This window comes from Nucisporomicrobium flavum, assembly GCF_016464385.1.
Lineage (GTDB): Bacteria > Actinomycetota > Actinomycetes > Mycobacteriales > Micromonosporaceae > Actinoplanes > Actinoplanes flavus_A.
Genome location: NZ_JADMLH010000024.1, coordinates 48,904 through 66,342, shown reverse-complemented (window position 1 = coordinate 66,342; position 17,439 = coordinate 48,904). Strand labels below are relative to the sequence as shown.

At 71.6% G+C, this 17,439-nt stretch carries 15 protein-coding genes; 10 read left to right on the top strand and 5 right to left on the bottom strand.

What is annotated here, in order from left to right; all coding sequences use genetic code 11:
* Position 1: 1 nt before the first annotated feature.
* Positions 2 to 1,576, bottom strand: a complete 1,575-nt coding sequence (locus IT780_RS36655; protein ID WP_199516455.1) for a lysyl oxidase family protein — start codon at positions 1,574 to 1,576, stop codon at positions 2 to 4.
* A 178-nt stretch (positions 1,577 to 1,754) separates the two neighbouring features.
* On the opposite strand from IT780_RS36655, the gene ppc reads away from it, so the two are divergent.
* Positions 1,755 to 4,550 (top strand): phosphoenolpyruvate carboxylase, encoded by a 2,796-nt coding sequence (gene ppc / locus IT780_RS36650; protein ID WP_199516454.1) that lies wholly within the window; start codon positions 1,755 to 1,757, stop codon positions 4,548 to 4,550.
* Between the two features lie 50 nt (positions 4,551 to 4,600).
* Here ppc and IT780_RS36645 read toward each other — a convergent pair whose 3' ends face one another.
* Positions 4,601 to 5,317, bottom strand: a complete 717-nt coding sequence (locus IT780_RS36645; protein WP_307831575.1) for a hypothetical protein — start codon at positions 5,315 to 5,317, stop codon at positions 4,601 to 4,603.
* A complete protein-coding gene (locus tag IT780_RS36640) occupies positions 5,310 to 5,894 on the bottom strand; it encodes an RNA polymerase sigma factor (protein WP_307831573.1) in 585 nt (194 codons plus the stop codon). Before IT780_RS36640 ends, IT780_RS36645 begins: the two co-directional genes overlap by 8 nt.
* Positions 5,895 to 5,968: 74 nt before the next feature.
* On the opposite strand from IT780_RS36640, the gene IT780_RS36635 reads away from it, so the two are divergent.
* From IT780_RS36635 to IT780_RS36595, 9 genes are all read left to right on the top strand, one after another.
* Positions 5,969 to 7,144, top strand: coding sequence for a lactonase family protein (locus IT780_RS36635; RefSeq protein WP_199516453.1), 1,176 nt, complete (start codon positions 5,969 to 5,971; stop codon positions 7,142 to 7,144).
* Positions 7,145 to 7,166: 22 nt separating this feature from the next.
* Entirely contained in the window at positions 7,167 to 8,081 is a 915-nt protein-coding gene (locus IT780_RS36630; RefSeq protein WP_199516452.1) for an ABC transporter ATP-binding protein, read from the top strand.
* Complete coding sequence (locus IT780_RS36625) at positions 8,074 to 8,937, top strand: ABC transporter permease (RefSeq protein ID WP_199516451.1); 864 nt, start codon at positions 8,074 to 8,076, stop codon at positions 8,935 to 8,937. Before IT780_RS36630 ends, IT780_RS36625 begins: the two co-directional genes overlap by 8 nt.
* The gene (locus IT780_RS36620; protein ID WP_199516450.1) at positions 8,934 to 9,845 is read left to right on the top strand and encodes an ABC transporter ATP-binding protein; all 912 of its coding nucleotides are present in this window, start codon (positions 8,934 to 8,936) and stop codon (positions 9,843 to 9,845) included. Before IT780_RS36625 ends, IT780_RS36620 begins: the two co-directional genes overlap by 4 nt.
* Position 9,846: 1 nt before the next feature.
* Positions 9,847 to 10,557, top strand: a complete 711-nt coding sequence (locus IT780_RS36615) for an ABC transporter permease (protein ID WP_199516449.1) — start codon at positions 9,847 to 9,849, stop codon at positions 10,555 to 10,557.
* 382 nt (positions 10,558 to 10,939) lie between these two features.
* Positions 10,940 to 11,746 carry an SCO2525 family SAM-dependent methyltransferase gene (locus tag IT780_RS36610; RefSeq protein ID WP_199516448.1) on the top strand — a complete coding sequence of 269 codons (807 nt, stop codon included), beginning with the start codon at positions 10,940 to 10,942 and terminating at the stop codon, positions 11,744 to 11,746.
* A gap of 30 nt (positions 11,747 to 11,776) precedes the next feature.
* Positions 11,777 to 13,630: an SCO2524 family protein gene (locus IT780_RS36605; protein ID WP_199516447.1), complete on the top strand. Its 1,854-nt coding sequence runs from the start codon at positions 11,777 to 11,779 to the stop codon at positions 13,628 to 13,630.
* Position 13,631: 1 nt separating this feature from the next.
* Positions 13,632 to 14,549, top strand: a complete 918-nt coding sequence (locus IT780_RS36600) for an SCO2523 family variant P-loop protein (RefSeq protein ID WP_199516446.1) — start codon at positions 13,632 to 13,634, stop codon at positions 14,547 to 14,549.
* Positions 14,546 to 15,502: an SCO2522 family protein gene (locus IT780_RS36595; protein ID WP_199516445.1), complete on the top strand. Its 957-nt coding sequence runs from the start codon at positions 14,546 to 14,548 to the stop codon at positions 15,500 to 15,502. Before IT780_RS36600 ends, IT780_RS36595 begins: the two co-directional genes overlap by 4 nt.
* Here IT780_RS36595 and IT780_RS36590 read toward each other — a convergent pair.
* Both IT780_RS36590 and IT780_RS36585 read right to left on the bottom strand, forming a co-directional pair.
* A complete protein-coding gene (locus IT780_RS36590) occupies positions 15,487 to 16,461 on the bottom strand; it encodes a hypothetical protein (RefSeq protein WP_199516444.1) in 975 nt (324 codons plus the stop codon). The genes IT780_RS36595 and IT780_RS36590 overlap by 16 nt on opposite strands.
* Positions 16,458 to 17,393, bottom strand: a complete 936-nt coding sequence (locus IT780_RS36585) for an SCO2521 family protein (RefSeq protein WP_199516443.1) — start codon at positions 17,391 to 17,393, stop codon at positions 16,458 to 16,460. The genes IT780_RS36590 and IT780_RS36585 overlap by 4 nt, the downstream gene beginning before the upstream one ends.
* Positions 17,394 to 17,439: the final 46 nt, after the last annotated feature.

The window sequence follows — 17,439 nt, the reverse complement described above, 5'->3', positions numbered from 1 at the left end:
ATCAGTCCAGGCCGTGCACCGACGGCACCTCGAGGGTACGGGCGCCCGGCGTGCCACCCAGGCGGATCTCCCGCAGGGCGGTGTTGTTCGACGTGCTCAGCTCGCTGAGCTTGTTCGACGGGTTGGCCTTGACCTCGATGTAGTACGTGCCGTTCGGCAGGTCGGTGATCTCGAAGGACTGGCCCGGCCGGTCCTGGGTGTACGTGTCACCGTTGCCGATGTCGAGCACCTCGCGCACCGCGACGGCCGTGTTCTGCCCGCAGGAGCTGGAGAGGTCGGTGTTGCCCGGGCGCCACTTGGCGTTCGGGATCGTGTAGTCGACCGAGTCCGTGTTGGCCAGGCAGAAGGCCTCCTTGCCGCTGCGCACGGCGAGCTTCTTGTCGGCGCCGAGCAGGTTGTACTGCGCGAAGTCGGTGAAGTGCCAGTGCCGGTGCCCCTCGCGGGCGTCCCACTCCATCGTGCCGGCCGCGACCGAGCCGACCTCCTTGCCCTTGGCGTCGAAGAAGTACTGGTACGCGTCCATCAGCTCGGTGCCGGTCCGCCGGAAGCCGTCGACCAGCAGCGGCGAGGTGCCGGCGTTCCAGACGGTGGCGCCGAAGTTGACGAACGTCTTGCCGTCCTCCTCCGACATGGAGATGCCCCAGGCGGGAAGCGAGCGCAGGTCGGGACGCGGGCCCGAGGCGATGCTGGAGAGCTTCATCGCGCGCGGGGCCTTCGCCGGCGGCCGGAACGCCGGGTCGTACGCCGCCACCTGCAGCGCCTTGTCGCCCTGCCCGGCGTGCTCGCCGTGCTGGGCCGCGGCCACCTTGGCGGAGGTGTCGTCGCCGGCCTTCGCCGCCTTGACGCGCGCCTTCGCCGTCTCGATGCCCCGCTCGTCCTCGCGGACGGTCTCCACCGTGAGGTTGACCTGCGCGGTGCCCTGGTCCGCCGGGATCTTGAAGTAGTCCCGGTACTTCTGGTTCAGGGTGACCGTCGCGGTGTACGAGCCCGCGGCCAGGTCGAAGTTCTCCTTGTTCGGCATGCTGGCGACCCCGGCGTTCCACCCGGCCTGGATGCCCCACACCGCGCCCAGATTGAACGGGTTGTACCCGTTGCAGCCCTGCGGGTACGGCGTGTCAGCGGGAGCATCGCGCCGGGTCCGCGTGGAGCTGTAGTCGTTCGGGCAGAAGTCGGTCTGGTAGCTCGCCACCTGGGCGCCCGACGCGTCCTTGATGGTGATCGTGGTGAAGTCCTTGAGCCCGTTCCAGTCGGTGACCATCCCGGCCGGCAGGGCCACGGCCTTGCGCTTCCCGTTCTTCACGACGTACTGCTGCGCCACGATCGGGTCCGCGTACGACTTGCGGGTCGCCCGGACCTCGAACGGGTCCTTGCCGGCGATGACGTTCACGCCGAGGTCCAGGTACAGGTACACCTCGTCGCCGTACACGTAGCGCTCCGCCGTCACGTTCGGCGTGGCCAGTGAGAAGGCCAGCGGCGGGGTGTCGGCCGCCGCGCCGGCGATGCCCACCCCGACGCCGGCGAGGGCGACGGCCGCGGTCACGGCACCAGCCGTGAGCAGTCGGGTCCTGCTTGTCATGCTTTTTCCTCCCCAGAGGTTTTGTGGCGCTCAGGTAAACCGGAAAGGTGTGAAGCAGACGTAAGGCGCTATGAGACTTGCCTCAAATCAACCGGCCGCGGCACGGCACCGATACGATCGCGGGGAGTCGGGACAGCGCCGTCCTCCGCACGTCTTGAACTTGCAAAGGAGCGACCCGGTGTCAGACCACCACGGCCAGCTCGACCCCGACGGGCCCGACGCCGCCCTGCGCGCGGACATCCGCCGGATCGGCACGCTGCTGGGCCAGACCCTCGCCCGGCAGGAGGGCAAGCCGCTGCTCGACCTGGTCGAGGAGGTCCGCGCCCTGGTGCGCGCGGACGCCCCGGCCGCCGCCGAGCGCCTCGCCGCGATGGACGTCACGACCGGCACCAAGCTGGCCCGCGCGTTCTCCACGTACTTCCACCTGGCGAACATCACCGAGCAGGTGCACCGCGCCCGGGACCTGCGCCGGCGCCGGGCCCGCGACGGCGGCTGGCTGGACCAGGCCGCCAAGCAGATCGCCGAGAAGGGCGTGCCGGCCGACGAGATCGCCGCCGCCGCGCGCCGGCTCGCCGTACGGCCGGTCTTCACCGCACATCCCACCGAGGCCGCCCGGCGTTCGATCCTGTCGAAGTTGCGCCAGCTCGCCGACTCCCTGGACGCCGAGGCGAGCGCGGCCGTGCTGTACGGCGCCAAGGACACCACCGCCTCGACCCGCCGCTTCGCCGAGCTCATCGACCTGCTCTGGCAGACCGACGAGCTGCGCCTCGACCGGCCGGACCCCACGGACGAGGCCCGCAACGCCGTCTACTACCTCAAGGACCTGTACGCCGAGGCTGCCCCGCAGGTGCTCGACGACCTGGCCGAGACGCTGCGCCAGCTGGGCGTGGAGACCGCCCCGACCGCGCGCCCGCTGACCTTCGGCTCGTGGATCGGCGGCGACCGCGACGGCAACCCGTTCGTCACGCCGGCCGTCACCCGCGACGTGCTGATCATCCAGCACGAGCACGGCATCCAGGCCACCGAGGCGGCGATGGACGCCCTCATCGACGAGCTGTCGGTGTCCCGGCGGCTGCGCGGGGTCTCCCTCGACCTCTCCGCCAGCCTCGCGGCGGACCTGGACGCGCTGCCCGAGGTGGCGCCCCGGTTCCGGCGGACGAACGCCGAGGAGCCGTACCGCCTCAAGGTCCGCTGCGTGAAGGCGAAGCTGGCCAACACCCGGCAGCGCCTGCGCCAGGGCACCGCCCACGTGCCGGGCCGCGACTACCTGGGCAGCGACGAGCTGATCGCCGACCTCGAGCTGATCCGCGCGTCACTGGCCCGCAACTCCGGCCAGCTCACCGCGGTCGGCACGGTCGCCTCGGCCATCCGCGCCGTCTCCGCGTTCGGCCTGCAGCTCGCCACGCTCGACGTGCGCGAGCACGCCGAGAAGCACCACGAGGTGCTGGCGCAGATGTTCGCCCAGGTCGGCGAGGTCGAGGACTACACCACCCTGAGCCGCGAGGAGCGCACCAAGCTGCTCGCCACCGAGCTGACCGGCCGGCGCCCGCTGGCGGCCGCGGACGTCCCGCTCACCGAGTCGGCCCGCAAGACGTTCGACGTGTTCGGCACGATCCGCGAGTCGCAGGACCGCTTCGGCGCCGACGTCATCGAGTCGTACATCATCTCGATGACCCTCGGCGTGGACGACGTGCTGGCCGCGGCGGTCCTGGCCCGCGAGGCCGGGCTCATCGACATCCACACCTCACGCGCGCGGATCGGCATCGTGCCGCTGCTGGAGACCCCCGCCGAGCTGGACGCCGGCGGCGAGCTGCTGGACGAGATGCTGTCGCTGCCGGCGTACAGGGAGATCGTCCGGGCCCGCGGTGACCTGCAGGAGGTGATGCTCGGCTACTCCGACAGCAACAAGGAGGCCGGCATCACCACCAGCCAGTGGTCGATCCACAAGGCGCAGCGCGCGCTGCGGGACGTGGCGGCCCGGCACGGCGTACGGCTGCGCCTGTTCCACGGCCGCGGCGGCACGGTCGGGCGCGGCGGCGGCCCCACCCACGAGGCGATCCTGGCCCAGCCGTACGGCACCCTCGACGGCGCCATCAAGGTCACCGAGCAGGGCGAGGTCATCTCCGACAAGTACACGCTGCCGGCGCTGGCCCGGGAGAACCTCGAGCTCACCGTGGCGGCCGTGCTGCAGGCGACCCTGCTGCACACCGAGCCGTCGGTGGACGCCGCGTCGCTGGTGCGCTGGGACGCGGCCATGGACACCGCCTCCGGCGCCGCCTTCCGGCGCTACCGGTCGCTCGTCGAGAACCCGGACCTGCCCGCGTACTTCTGGGCGGCGACGCCGACGGAGCTGCTCGGCGCGCTGAACATCGGCTCCCGGCCGGCGAAGCGCCCGAACGCGGACGCCGGGCTGGGCGGCCTGCGCGCGATCCCGTGGGTGTTCGGCTGGACCCAGACCCGCCAGATCGTGCCGGGCTGGTTCGGCGTCGGCACCGGCCTCGCGGCGGTCCGCGAGGCGGGCCAGGGCGACGCGCTGCACGAGATGTACGCGAACTGGCAGTTCTTCCGCACCTTCATCTCGAACGTGGAGATGATGCTGACGAAGACCGACCTCACCATCGCCCGGCGCTACGTCGAGACGCTGGTGCCGCCGGCCCTGCACCCGATCTTCGCCCTCATCGAGCAGGAGTACGCCAAGACGCTCGAGGAGATCCTGGCCATCACCGGCCACGAGGAGCTGCTCGCCTCCCAGCCGGAGCTGTCGCGGACGCTCAACGTGCGCGACACGTACCTCGAGCCGCTGCACCACCTGCAGGTCGCCCTTCTCCGGCAGTACCGCGACCTGGGCGACGCCGACCGGCAGCTGCCGACGGCACCGGGCGCCCGCCGTCCCCCGTCGGACTCCACGGCGCTGGAGCGGGCCCTGCTCACCACGGTCAACGGCATCGCCGCCGGCATGCGCAACACCGGCTGATCAGACCCTCAGGGCAGAGGCCGGGCACCCCCGTGGTGCCCGGCCTCATCTCATCTCAGGTCGCTCGCCGCCGCCCGCGCCTCGGCGAGCGTGGCCAGGCCCTCCAGCCGGTACGTGACCACGCCGCCGGACCAGATCAGCGTGGGCGCGGCGAGCCGGCCGGTCTCCGTACGCTCCGACCCCTGGCGGTCGACGTAGCGGACCGAGTGCGGACCGGCCACCCAGATCGCCGCCTCGCCCTTGACGTCGGTCCACTCCGCGCTGCCCCCGGAGGCCTTGAGGAACATCGGCGAGATCGTCCCGTCGAACTGGTCCAGCCGCACCGCGCCGCCGCGGAACGTCATGGTCACGACGCGTGGGGCGCCGGCCGGATCCGGGTCCGCCAGCTTCACCTCGTCCGGCACGCCCAGCGCCGCGGGGACGCGTACGGGAAAAAGCGCCGCCCGCTTCGCCTCGTCGAGCCGGGCGATCCGGACGCCGGGCAGCGGGCTCGGCGTGGCCGGGAGCGCGCCGGGCGTACGGTCCTGGCGTACCTCGATGCCGACCACCCGCAGGACGTCACCGACCGCCTCGACCACCGCCGCGCGGGCCGGCGCCACCACGCCGACCGCCCCCACCAGCGCCGCCAGGCCCGCGACGATCCACCGCGCGCGGCGCCGGGGCGCGAGCCGGGCCCGCACGGCGGCGCGCTGGTCCGCGGCCGGTGGCACGTCCAGCCACGCGTCGAGGGCCCGGAGTTCCGCGATCAGCGGATCGTCGTCAGGCACCGGGCACCTCCTCCACGGCCAGCAGCGAGCGCAAGCGGGTCAGCGCCCGCGACGTCCGTGATTTGACCGTCCCCTTCGGTACGCCGAGCGTGTCGGCGGTCTCGGCCTCCGACAGCTCCAGGAAGTAGCGGCAGACCAGCACCTCCCGTTCGCGGGAGTCGAGCAGGCGGATCCCGTCGACGAGGCGCTGCCGGCGTTCCGTGGCCAGCACGTGGTCCGCGGGGTCGGCATCGGTGGGCGCCGGGTCCTCCTTGGCGGCGGCGCGCAGCACGAGCCCGTCCCGGCGCTTGCGGGAGCGGTGCAGGTTGCGGGCCTCGTTGGCGACGATCGAGAAGAGCCACGGGCGGAACCCCGAATCGCCCCGGTAGCGCGCGAGCTGCCGGTACGCCTTCACGAACGCCTCCTGCACCACGTCGTCGGCCTCCGCGCCCGCGCCGAGCAGCACGGCGAACCGGTGTGCGGGCGCGGTCCAGCGGGCGACCAGGACGTCGTACGCGTCCAGGTCACCACCGCGCGCCCGCTCCACGGCGGCCGCGTCGTCGACTTCGCCTGCCTCGTCCAGCCCCGACACCTCCACAGCGCCGACACCGCCCGGGCCGCCGAGGTTCCCGGATCCCGGAACCTTTCCGCCGGCCGCGGTGTCGGCCGGGTATGACCACGCGGCGTGACTTGCTCATTCTCGCCGGTGCCGTCGCGGGCCTGAGCGCCTGCGATCCGCCCCGGCGCACCCCGGTGACCGCGGTCCCGGACCGGCTGATCGCCCGGACCACCGGTGGCCTGGTGACCGTCGACGGCTCGACGACGCGTCGATGGGGCGAACGGTCCGCGGTGAGCCCCGACGGATCGTTCGTCTACGCGATGAAGGACGGCACCCTCACCGGACCAGCGGCAAACGCACAGCTCGAAGCCGGCTGGGCACCCGAGGTCGTATCGGCCGACGGTACGGCCTGCGTGCTGCGCCGGCCGGGCTCGCTGCTGGTGACCCACGGCGAGAACCAGACGCGGCTCCCGGTGGCCGGCAACATCCAAGCGGACGCGTTCACCACGGACACCCTCGGGTTGTTCGTGCTCGAATGGCTGCCCGCGGAGGCGCCGGACCACTACCGCGTACGCCTGATGGACCTCGGGACCGGCGCCCTGAGCCCGCTGCTCACCCGCGACAAGAGGCCGGTCCCGGCGGGCGCCGAGGAGGAGATGCGCGGCGAGGGCCGGCAGGCGGTGCTCTCCCCCGACCGCCAGACGCTCTACACGCTCTACACACACCAGCCGGGCCACCAGCACACCCGGAACCTGCTCGCGGGCACCCGCAGCGACGTGCACGCGTTCGTCCATGTGCTGCACCTGGAGCAGCGCTGGGCGTACTGCCTCGATCTGCCGCACCCGTTCGGCGAGGGTCCGGCGGAGTCGCACGCCATCGCCATCGACCCGGACGGGAGGCGCCTCGCTGTCGTCGACCTGGCCTCCGGCTCCCTCGCGTACGCCGACACGCACCGCCTCGCCATCACCTCGGTGATCTCCGTTCCGAAGGGTGCCGGGACGGCCGCCGTGGCCCTCGACGCGAGCCGGACGTTCCTCGGCGCCGGCCGGACCGTGACGCTCCTCGAAGGCGGCGGCACCAGCCGCTGGACCGTCCCGTCCCCGCTGCGCGGCCTGCACCTCAACCACGCCGGCGACCTGCTCTACGCGGGCGGCACCGACGAGATCGTCTGGCTCGACGCCGCCTCGGGAGCCATCCGCGGCCGCGTCCGGGTCCCCGGCCTGCAGACCCTGCGCCACGTCCTCGGTTCTCAGGGGCGAGTCGGGGGTTCACCTGATCCCGGGACGTGACACGTCTCCCTAGGCTGACCCCGTGAGCCTCATCGTTACCCAAGGGTTGACCAAGACGTACGGCGGGCGGGTGACCGCCCTGCACGACCTGACCGTCTCCGTCGAGCCCGGGATCATCGGACTGGTCGGCGCCAACGGCGCCGGCAAGTCGACCTTCATCAAGATCCTCCTGGGCCTGATCCCGCCGTCCGGCGGCGGCGTCAGGGTCTTCGACATCGACCCCACGGTCGACCCGGACCGGGTACGCGCGAAGGTCGGCTACATGCCCGAGCACGACGCGCTGCCGCCGGACGTGTCCGCGGCCGAGTTCGTGACGCACCTCGGGCGGATCAGCGGCCTGCCGCGGACGGCCGCACGCGAGCGCGCCTCCGAGGCCCTGCGCCACGTCGGCCTGTACGAGGAGCGCTACCGGCAGATCGGCGGCTACTCGACGGGCATGAAGCAGCGGGTGAAGCTGGCGCAGGCGCTGGTGCACGACCCCGACCTGCTGCTGCTGGACGAGCCGACGAACGGCCTGGACCCGGCCGGCCGCGACGCGATGCTGGCGCTGATCCACCGCATCGGCACCGAGTTCGGCATCTCCGTCGTGGTCTGCTCGCACCTGCTCGGCGAGGTCGAGCGGATCTGCGACTCGCTGGTCGCGATCGAGGGCGGCCGGTTGCTGCGCGCGGACCGGATCTCGGCGATGACCGAGGCCAGCGACGTGCTCGCGGTCGAGGTGTCGGAGGGCATGGAGGAGCTGGCCGAGGCGCTGACCCGGCTGGGCCTGCCCGCGCAGGCGGACGGGCGGTTGCTGCTCGTACCGCTGGACCGCGAGGACACGTACGACCGGATCCTGCAGGCCGTGGCCGACCTGGACCTCCCGCTGCACCGCCTCGACCAGCGCCGCCACCGGGTGGCCGAACTCTTCGCACCGAGGGAGACCGCCGATGTCTGAGGCGAGCGTCATCCATGACATCGGGTACCAGCGCTACACCGGTCCCCGGCTGGGCCGCGGGGCCGTGTTCGGCGCGATGTACGTGCACGGCCTGCGGGCCGCGTTCGGCCTCGGCCGCTCCGCGAAGGCGAAGATCTTCCCCTGGCTGGTCGTCGGGATCGTCACGCTGGTCGCGGTGATCCTCGCGGCGGTCCGCTCCCAGACGGGCATCGTGCCGCTCACCTACCTCGGGTTCGCCGACGCGATGAGCTGGCTGATCATCTTCTTCGCCGCGATCGTCGCGCCGGAGCTGGTCTCCCGCGACATGCGTGCCGGCGTGCTGCCGCTGTACTTCAGCCGCCCGTTGCGCGCGGCCGACTACGTGGGCGCCAAGGTGGCCGCCATGGTGACCGCGATCTGGGCGCTGCTGGCCGTACCGCAGTTCATCATGTTCCTGGGCGCCGCCTTCACCACCAAGAACGGGATGTCCGACGTCTGGGACGAGCTGGGCGACCTGCTGCCCGGCTGGGGCTACAGCCTGCTGTGGGCGTTGCTCTTCACGGGCATCGGCCTGCTCATCGCGTCGCTGACCGGCAAGCGGGCGTTCGCCGCCGGCGGCATCGTCGCGGTGTTCCTGATGACCACGCCGGTGGTGGGCGTGCTGTCGATCCTGCCGTCCTCGGACGCGCAGCAGCTGGCCGGGCTCGCCAGCCCGATGACGCTGATCAGCGGGGTGGGCCAGTGGCTGATCCCGACGGCCAACTCCGGCATGAACGTGGGCAACTTCGGCCCCGTGTACGCGATCGAGGCGGTCACGCTGATCGCGGCGTGCCTGCTGCTCCTACTCGCCCGCTACCGGAGGGTGGCCGCGCTGTGACCACAGTGGACCTGCAGAACGTGTCGCGCTGGTACGGCAACGTCGTGGCCGTCAACGACATCAGCATGAGCCTGGCCCCGGGCGTGACGGGCCTGCTCGGCCCCAACGGCGCGGGCAAGACGACGGTGCTGCACATGATGGCGGGCTTCCTGGCGCCGTCGCGGGGCGAGGTCACCATCGACGGCACCCCGACCTGGCGCAACCCGGCCGTCTACCGCCAGCTCGGCCTGGTCGCCGAGCGCGAGGCCGTGCACGGCTTCCTGACCGCCCGCGAGTTCATCATGGCGTCGGCCAAGATGCAGAAGCTGCCGGACCCGAAGGCGGCCACGGACTGGGCGCTGGAGATGGTCGAGATGGCCGCGGCGGCCGACCGCCGCATCGAGACGTACTCCAAGGGCATGCGGCAGCGCACCCGGGTCGCGGCGGCCCTGGTGCACAACCCGCAGGTGCTGCTGCTGGACGAGCCGTTCAACGGCATGGATCCGCGCCAGCGCATGCACATGATGGCGCTGCTGCACGACCTCGGCGACCGCGGCCACACGATCCTGTTCAGCTCGCACATCCTCGAGGAGGTCGAGCAGGTCTCCGGCACGGTCCAGGTGATCGTGGCGGGCCGCCTGGCCGCGTCCGGCGACTACCGCCGGATCCGCCGGCTGATGACCAACCGCCCGCACGTCTTCGCCGTGCAGTCGTCCGACGACCGCCGGCTGGCGGTGGCACTGATCGCGGAGAAGTCGGTCAGCGGCGTGGAGATCGACGGCACCGGCATGACGGTACGGGCGTCCGACTACGGCAGCTTCACCCGCGCCCTGCCCCGGATCGCGCTGGACTCGGGCATCCGCCTGCGCAAGCTGATCCCGTCCGACGAATCCCTGGAGAGCGTCTTCTCCTACCTGCTGGAGGCCTGACATGTCGACAGTCGCCTGGATCACGGCGCGTGGCCTGTTCGGCCGCCGGCGGGCCCTGCTCCTGCTGCCCCTGCCGCTGCTGCTCGTCGGGCTGGCCACACTCTGCCGCGCGTACGACGTCCGCCCGTCGGACTGGGGCAGCCCGGTGATCGTCGGCCTCGGCCTGGCCGTGGTGCTGCCCGTGGTGTCGCTGATCGTCGGCACGGGCGTGCTCGGCTCGGAGATCGACGACGGCACGATCGTGCACATCCTGACCAAGCCGCTGCCCCGCCGCGACATCATCCTGGCGAAGCTGGGCGTGGCGGTCGTGGTCAGCGCCCTCACCTCGGCGGTGCCGCTGTTCATCGCCGGCCTGCTCGCGGAGTCCGCCCGCACGGGCGCGGCCCTCGCGGTGGCGGCGACGGTGGGCGCGCTCGCCTACTCGGCGCTGTTCCTGCTGCTGAGCCTGCTGACCCGGCGCCCGGTGCTGCTGGGCCTGGTCTACATCCTGGTGTGGGAGGGGCTGCTCGGCCAGTTCGTGAGCGGCACCCGGGTCCTCTCCATCCAGCAGTACGTGATCACGCTCGCGGACAAGATCTCTCCGACCGGGCTGCTGGAGTCGAAGGTCTCGCTGACCGTCTCGATCGTGATGGGCGCGATCTTCGTCGTCGGTTGCGGTTTGGCATCGATCGATCGGCTTCGGTCGTTCTCCATGGCCGGCGAAACCAGCTGACCGTGCGGGCGTCCGCTCCCCCGGGGGCGGGCGCCCGGCGAGGGCAAGACCCTGAACGGACGGCGGATGACAGCGAGTGACTGAAGACACATATGTCGGATCTTCGGTCAAAAACGCCCAGACGGGCGCATCGTTACATCCCCTTAGTGCGTTTTATGCGGAAAAGGCGTCCCCCTGCGGCGGCTCGCACAAGATGATGCACACCGTCGCCAATCCGTTCGCTGTTCCGGGTCGTTCCCTCGTGGGCACGTCCTATTCTGAAATGAGCTCCTCGCGCGGCATTGTTTGCCTCACGAGCCTGACGACGGGATAATCCGCCCGCGGACGGGCGCGGTGTGGCTCCGGTCGTGTGACGAAGCTGTCCGAAGTCGGAGGATCCACAGTGACCCAGCCCGCCGCACGACCACCCGCCGCGATCACCCCTGTCATCTACGACGGGGCCACCGTGCAGGACGTCGCGAACGCGGACTGCGATTGGGACCATTTCGATTCGGCGTCCTACTTCGAGCACAATTACTCGACCGCCCGCGAGGCCGACATCCGGATCGCGCGCATCATCGCGCGCCACTTCGCCGAGACCGCCCGGCTCTATCCGACCGGCGGACGCGCCATCGACGTCGGCGCCGGCGCCAACCTGTATCCCGCGCTGGCCATGCTCCCGTTCGCCGAGGACGTGCACCTGAGCGAGCGCGCGGAGAGCAACCGCCTCTGGCTCGACGCGCAGATCGAGCAGCCCGCTCCCTCGTGGACGGACTTCTGGCGCGTCATCAGCAGCGGTCGCGAGCCGTACCAGCGCGTCGCCAACTTCCAGCAGTCGCTGCGGCGGCGGGCTCATGTCCAGGCGGGCGACGTCTTCAAGCTGCCGACCGGGGTCTACAACCTCGGCACGATGTTCTTCGTCGCCGAGTCGATCACCACGATGAACAAGGAATTCCGCAGGGCGATCAATGCCTTCGTCGGCTCGCTGAAGGTGAAGGCACCGTTCGCCGCCGCGTTCATGAAGGACTCCTCGGGTTACCGGGTCGGCGGACGCGACTATCCCGCGTGCCCGGTCGATGAGTCGGATATCAGACGCAGCTTTGCCGAGATCGCGCACGATGTGAAGCTGGACACCATCGAGGACACTGAGGTGCGGTCCGGTTACGCAGGGATGATCGTCGTCACCGGCCGCGCAGGAAAGAAGAAGTAGCCTTCGCGACGGGCGGGTGACGGCACTCCCATGCAGCTTCAACCGCGTCAGCAGTTACTGGAGATCTGGCGGGCCACGGCCCGGTCCTCCTACGCCCCACCGGAATGGCACTGGGGCGGGCGCAACGAGAAGAATTCGATCAGCGACGCCGAGCAGCTGCTCTGCCTGCTGGGCCCGGCCACCGAGGTGCCGGTCTTCCGGCTGGACCGTCCCGACGAGACGGCCGACGACGTCATCGCGGCCCTGCAGCGCATCGGCGACAGCGTCGAGATCCCCAAGCTCCTCATCCGGGTGCTCACCGACTACATGCGCGAGTATTCGGCGGCGGACGGGACGCCCCTCTTCGCCGGCAGCTCGTACTTCGCCGCCCCGGACGGGCAGGTTCTCGACGACGACCAGCTCGGCCTGGACGTGGTCGACTCGTTCTCCATCTCGGTCACGCTCACCGTCGCGGTCATCGGCTTCGTCCGGGTCTTCCGCGGCGTCCTGACCCGGGAGAACCTGCGCGCCGAGGCCGACGAGCTCGAGCGGCTGGCCAGCCGCCGGCTCACCGCCGCGATGGTGGGGCTGTTGCGCAGCTTCGCCGTCAACGTGTTCAGCGCGGACTCGGAGTTCGGCGTCGAGCTGTGCCGCATGGTCAACCAGGAGGGCCTGCCCGTCCGGCAGATCGTGGACGAGCTGCGCGAGGCGTTGCGGGAGATCAACGCCCGGCTGCGCGACGACGTCCAGATCGGGTCCGGCGCCCGGGAGGGGTCCGAACTGGACAACCCCAACCGCCTCTTCGAGTGCGGCTGGTCCTGGGGCATCGTCAAGAACGCACCGCCGATCGACCTCGCCGCGGACGTCGACGTGGGCGTGCAGCGCGAGGGGGTGGCGCAGGCGGCGCCGTACCTCTACTTCACCGTCGTCGCCCTGGACGCGATCCAGACGCTGTTCTCCGAACGCACCCGGCTGCTCGGCCTGCTCGACGAGACGCAGCTCAAGCTCGCGCAGTCGCTGCAGCTGCGCTGGGAGCTCACCCAGTCGTACTGGTCGACGATCGCGACGTTCGGCAGCGGGCGCTGGCCGCTGGAGGACGTGCCGTGGCGGACGACCGACGGCGTCGACTCCGACTACCTGTCCCTGCTCGTCAGCGGCATGGTGATCCAGGACCTGGTGACCAAGCGGGCCTCGGACGCCGAGCTCAGCAGGGTCGGCGCGGTGCTCGAGGACCTCGCCGGCCGGGCCCGGATCACCCGCCGGCCGTTCGTCGGCGACCCGGCCCTCCAGCTGCACCATCCGGGCTTCCGGATCGGCCTGGAGCTGCAGGACCAGCCCGGCAAGGAATACCTGGGCTGGACCGCCGCCGACTTCTCCCCCCAGCTGCTGCGCCGCTCGCTCAACCTGGCCCGGCTCATCGCGGACAACGCCGGGCGCAGCCGCTTGCTGGATCTCTCCGACGAGATCTGGGCGCACCTGTTCTCCCGGCGCATCCCCGAGGGTGAGGCGCGAGGGCTGTGGGACCGGCCGTCGCTGGCGTACGCGCAGCTGGACGACGACCCCGATCCCGCCGCGTCGTGGTACTTCACCAAGCGGGTCGTCGACTGCCTGGTGGCCGCCGCCCGGCTGATCGACAGCCCGCCGCAGCGCAGCGACCAGCTCACCCGGCTCGCCGCCGCCCTCATCGTCGAGGCCGACCACCTGTTCGACCAGGAGATGCTGAACGGCTCGTCGGACAGCGGGCGGCCGCTGCAGGCCGAGCGGGAGCAGATCCAGGTGCTGCTGCAGCGGGCGCGGAGCGTACGGCGCACGCAGCCCGGTACGGCCGTCTCGATCACCCAGGCGGTGCTGCGCCGGCTGGACAAGCTCTCCGCCGCCCGCCGGCCCGCCAAGGGGATCAACTGACATGCTCGTCTTCGCCACCTCGGACAAGGGCGGTACGGGCCGATCGGTCACCAGCAGCAACGTGCTGTACCGGTTCGCCCTGCAGGGCCAGGACGGCTGCTACCTGGACTTCGACTTCGGCTCCCCCACCTCCGGCGCGATCTTCGACCTGCCCGGGGCGCTGGCCGGGGTGCCGGGCGGTGGGCTGCACTCGTACCTGCGCGGGTCGTCGCCGCAGGCGCTGGCGCTGGACGTGTGGACGGAGTCCGAGCGGGGCTCGCTGCGCGGCCGGCCGGCGGGTGCGGGCCGGCTCGTGCTGTACCCGGGCGACGTCGGCGGCGGGGAGTTCCCGTCCAGCCCGGAGATGGTCGAGCGTTGCACCACGCTGTTCCAGCGGCTGGACGAGGAATTCGACCTCTGCGTCGTCGACCTGAGCGCCGGCCGCTCGTACGCGACGGAGATCGTGCTCGCCGCGACGGCCTCGCCGCGGCTCGCCCACGTCGCCCGGCGCTGGCTGGTCTTCCACCGCTGGACCCGGCAGCACATCATCGCGGCGAGCGGGCTGGTCCACGGCGAACGCGGCATCCTGGCCGCGGGCGAGTCGCACGGTCACGACCCGCGGGAGCTGCGCGACTCGATCCGCTTCGTCCGCACCGCCGTGCTGGACCTCAAGTCGTCCGAGATGGAGGGTCTGCGGCCGGAGCAGGCGACCTGGCTGGAGCTGTGCGACCGGCGGCTGCAGGAGCTGGCCAGCCGGCACCGGGTGGGCCGCACGTCGATGCTGGGCCAGATCCCGCTGGACCCGGTGCTGCAGTGGCAGGAGCAGCTGCTGTCCAACAACGACGTCTGGCTGCACCGTACGGCCAACGAGGCCACCGTGACGGCCTTCGAGAACCTCGCCAAGCAGATCATGAACGACGCGGCGTGGGAGGGCCTGTGACCTCGGTGGAGGGGGTGTTCACCGAGGCGACCGCCGTCCCGAAGGTGCGCTCGGTCAAGCTGTCGCACCTGTCGATCGAGCTCGGCCATCTCTACATGGACGATTTCAAGGCCGGCCGCGACCGCCTGGTGGACAATTTCCGCAGCGTACGGCCCTGGGCATTGACCGCCACGGAGGCGTGCGGCACCTCGGTGCGCGGCCGCCCCCGGATCAGCACCTGCTTCCTCATCGACGACTACTTCACCCGGTTCAGCTCGCCCGCGGAGGTCATCCCGGCCCTGCTGAGCGCCGCCGAGGAGACCGGCCTGCAGATCGACTACATCGCGCGCGAGTCCGCCTGCGCGCAGGCCGACGGCGTCGACCTGGCGACGCTGGTGCAGCAGCGGCTGGTCGAGGAACCGCCGGTGGGCAGCAACGGCAGCCGGCCGCCGAGCGAGGTGAGCGGGTGGCTCTGCAACGGGGAGCGCTCGCCGTCGGACCGGGCCGCCGAGGCGATGGCCGCGCCGGCGCAGTGGCGGCCGCCGCGGCAGAGCGCATTCCGCAACCACTCGATCTTCATCGACGTGGAGTTGTGGCGCGACGAGGGCGGCCGGCGGCTGTGGTCGTGCCCGTTCCTGGCCGCCGTCTGGCAGCTGCAGCGGCTGGGGCTGCTGCGCCACCACGGGGAGCCGGTGGGCGAGCCGCGCCCGATCACGGTCGCGGAGCTGCCGGCGGAGTGGGACGCGCTGCCCCCGGTGGTCCAGCTCAACCCGGGCGCAGCGGCGTTCCACGCGTACCGCACGTTCTCCGCGCTGGGGTCCCGGTTCCTCGGCATCGAGGTGGCCGTGCGGACCATCCTCAGCCAGGTGTCGGTCGACTCCGCGGTGGCCGCCCAGGTCGCCACCCGCGCCGCCGGGGAGGGCTTTCCGCTCCCCGACGAGGTGGTCGAGCGAATCGGCTACGCGTTTCTCTGAGCCGGTGCGACCGCGTCGCCGGGCTCGCGGGCGGCGCCCCACAGGGCCTCGAAGACGCGTACGCGGTCACGGACGCGGTGTTCCCGCAGCACGAGCTGGGTCTCGGCGACGGCGGGCCGGTCGGTGTCGGTGACCGCGGCGGCCGGCGTGGTCTCGTAGCTGACCACCTCGTCGAAGATGATGAAGTCGAGCACCTGCACCTTGAGGGCCGCGGGAATGCGGCTGCGCTCGAGCACGCGCACGTGGATGCCGACCTTGCGCTGTTCGTCGCAGGCCCACCCGATGTCCGCGTCGTCGTCCGGCTCGAGGATGAAGATGCGGCGCACCGCGACCTCGCGTTCCACCGCCTGCCGCTGCGCCTCCATGTACCGCTGCCCGATCTCGCTGTACCAGAGCCCGCGGTCGACGCTGGCCAGGCTGATGGCGTCGATCGACGTGGTCGCGTACGTCGTCAGCCCCAGCAACCAGTCCCGGTCCTCGCCGTAGTACGTGACCGTGCCACCCTCGGACAGCTGCTTGAGGCATTCGGACATGTCCTGCAGCTCGGCCTGCACGAACTGGTAGACGATCGACGGCGAGTGCGGCGTGATCTTCGTCGAGTGCCGGACAAGCCCCTCCACCAGGCCCTCAGGCAGCTTCGACGCCTCGATCAGCCGGAACAGCTCGGTGGCGTCGTCGATCTTCGCGAACGCCTCGCTGACCAGGTTCTCCATCCGCTTCTGCCCGGCCCGCGAGAGCGCCTCCACCACGGCCAGCCGGCGTTCGAAGTCGACCAGGAAGCGGACCATCAGGAAGATGCCGCCGATGAGGATGGACAGGGTGACGCTGGTGGCCACGGGCTGTTCCAGCGCGTTGGTGATGAGGAACGTCAGCACCCCGGAGGCGGCCGTGTAGAAGATCTTCCGGGAGACGGTGGACGGCGCGACCACCACCTCGCCCGTGGGCTTGCTGTCCGTCATCGCGCGTCCGCCTGCTGCGCGGCGAGGGCGGTCACGGCGCCGACGGAGAGCTGGTCGCGGATGCGGCGGACCAGGGTCTCCCATTGCCGGGTGAAGCCGGGGCGGTTCTCCAGCGCCTGCCAGACGGCGGCCAGCTCGCCGGTGAGCCGGGCGCCCGGCATCCACAGGTGCAGCAGGTAGTCGATCGCCGGTACGAGCCGCTGGACGGCGGTGCGGCGGTCGGTGACGCCGAGGGCACTCTTGCGGACGAGGTCGATGAGGACGGTGAGCAGCCAGTCGTGCACGGCGATGTCCTCGCACAGGGCCGCGACGCCGGCGAGCGGCAGGCCGCCCGCGCGCAGGCGCAACGTCCGCAGCCCGCGCGGCTCGACCCGGAACTCGACCTCGGCGGGTGCGGACACGTCGCCGGTCCACGCGGCCCAGCGCAGCCTCGTCCGCGCGGCCTTGACGGGCGAGCCGCGGACGAAGGAATCGGACTGCTGGAGGCGGTCGAGGACGCGGGCGGCGATCGCGCCGAGGTCGAGCGTGCCGCCCTGGTCGCCGCCGAGGAACGCCGCGGCGGCTTCCGGGCCGGGCGTACGGCCGACGGCCTCCAGCGTGCCGGGCCGGGCGAGGTAGTGCGACCACGGCAGCCGATGCGTACGCTCCGTCGCGGTGATCTCCGCGTGCGCCGACCCCTGCACCACGTGCCCGCCGGTGAGGATGGCGCGGGCCGTCACGGCGCCGATGACGCGCACGGAGCGGCCGGAGGCGGCCGGCAGGTCGCAGTCCACCCCGGTGAGCAGGGGCGGCGACTGCACGAACGGCATCGGCCGCTCCGAGACGAGCACGGCCTGACCCGGCACGAGCTCGAGCAGGCGCGCGGCCTGATCGGTCTCCAGCGGGCTGCGGGTCTGCAACAGCCCGGTGTGCACCTCGCCCAGGATCACCATCGTTCTCCCCACCCCGTGGACCGGCTCATTCCAACCCATGAGGCCG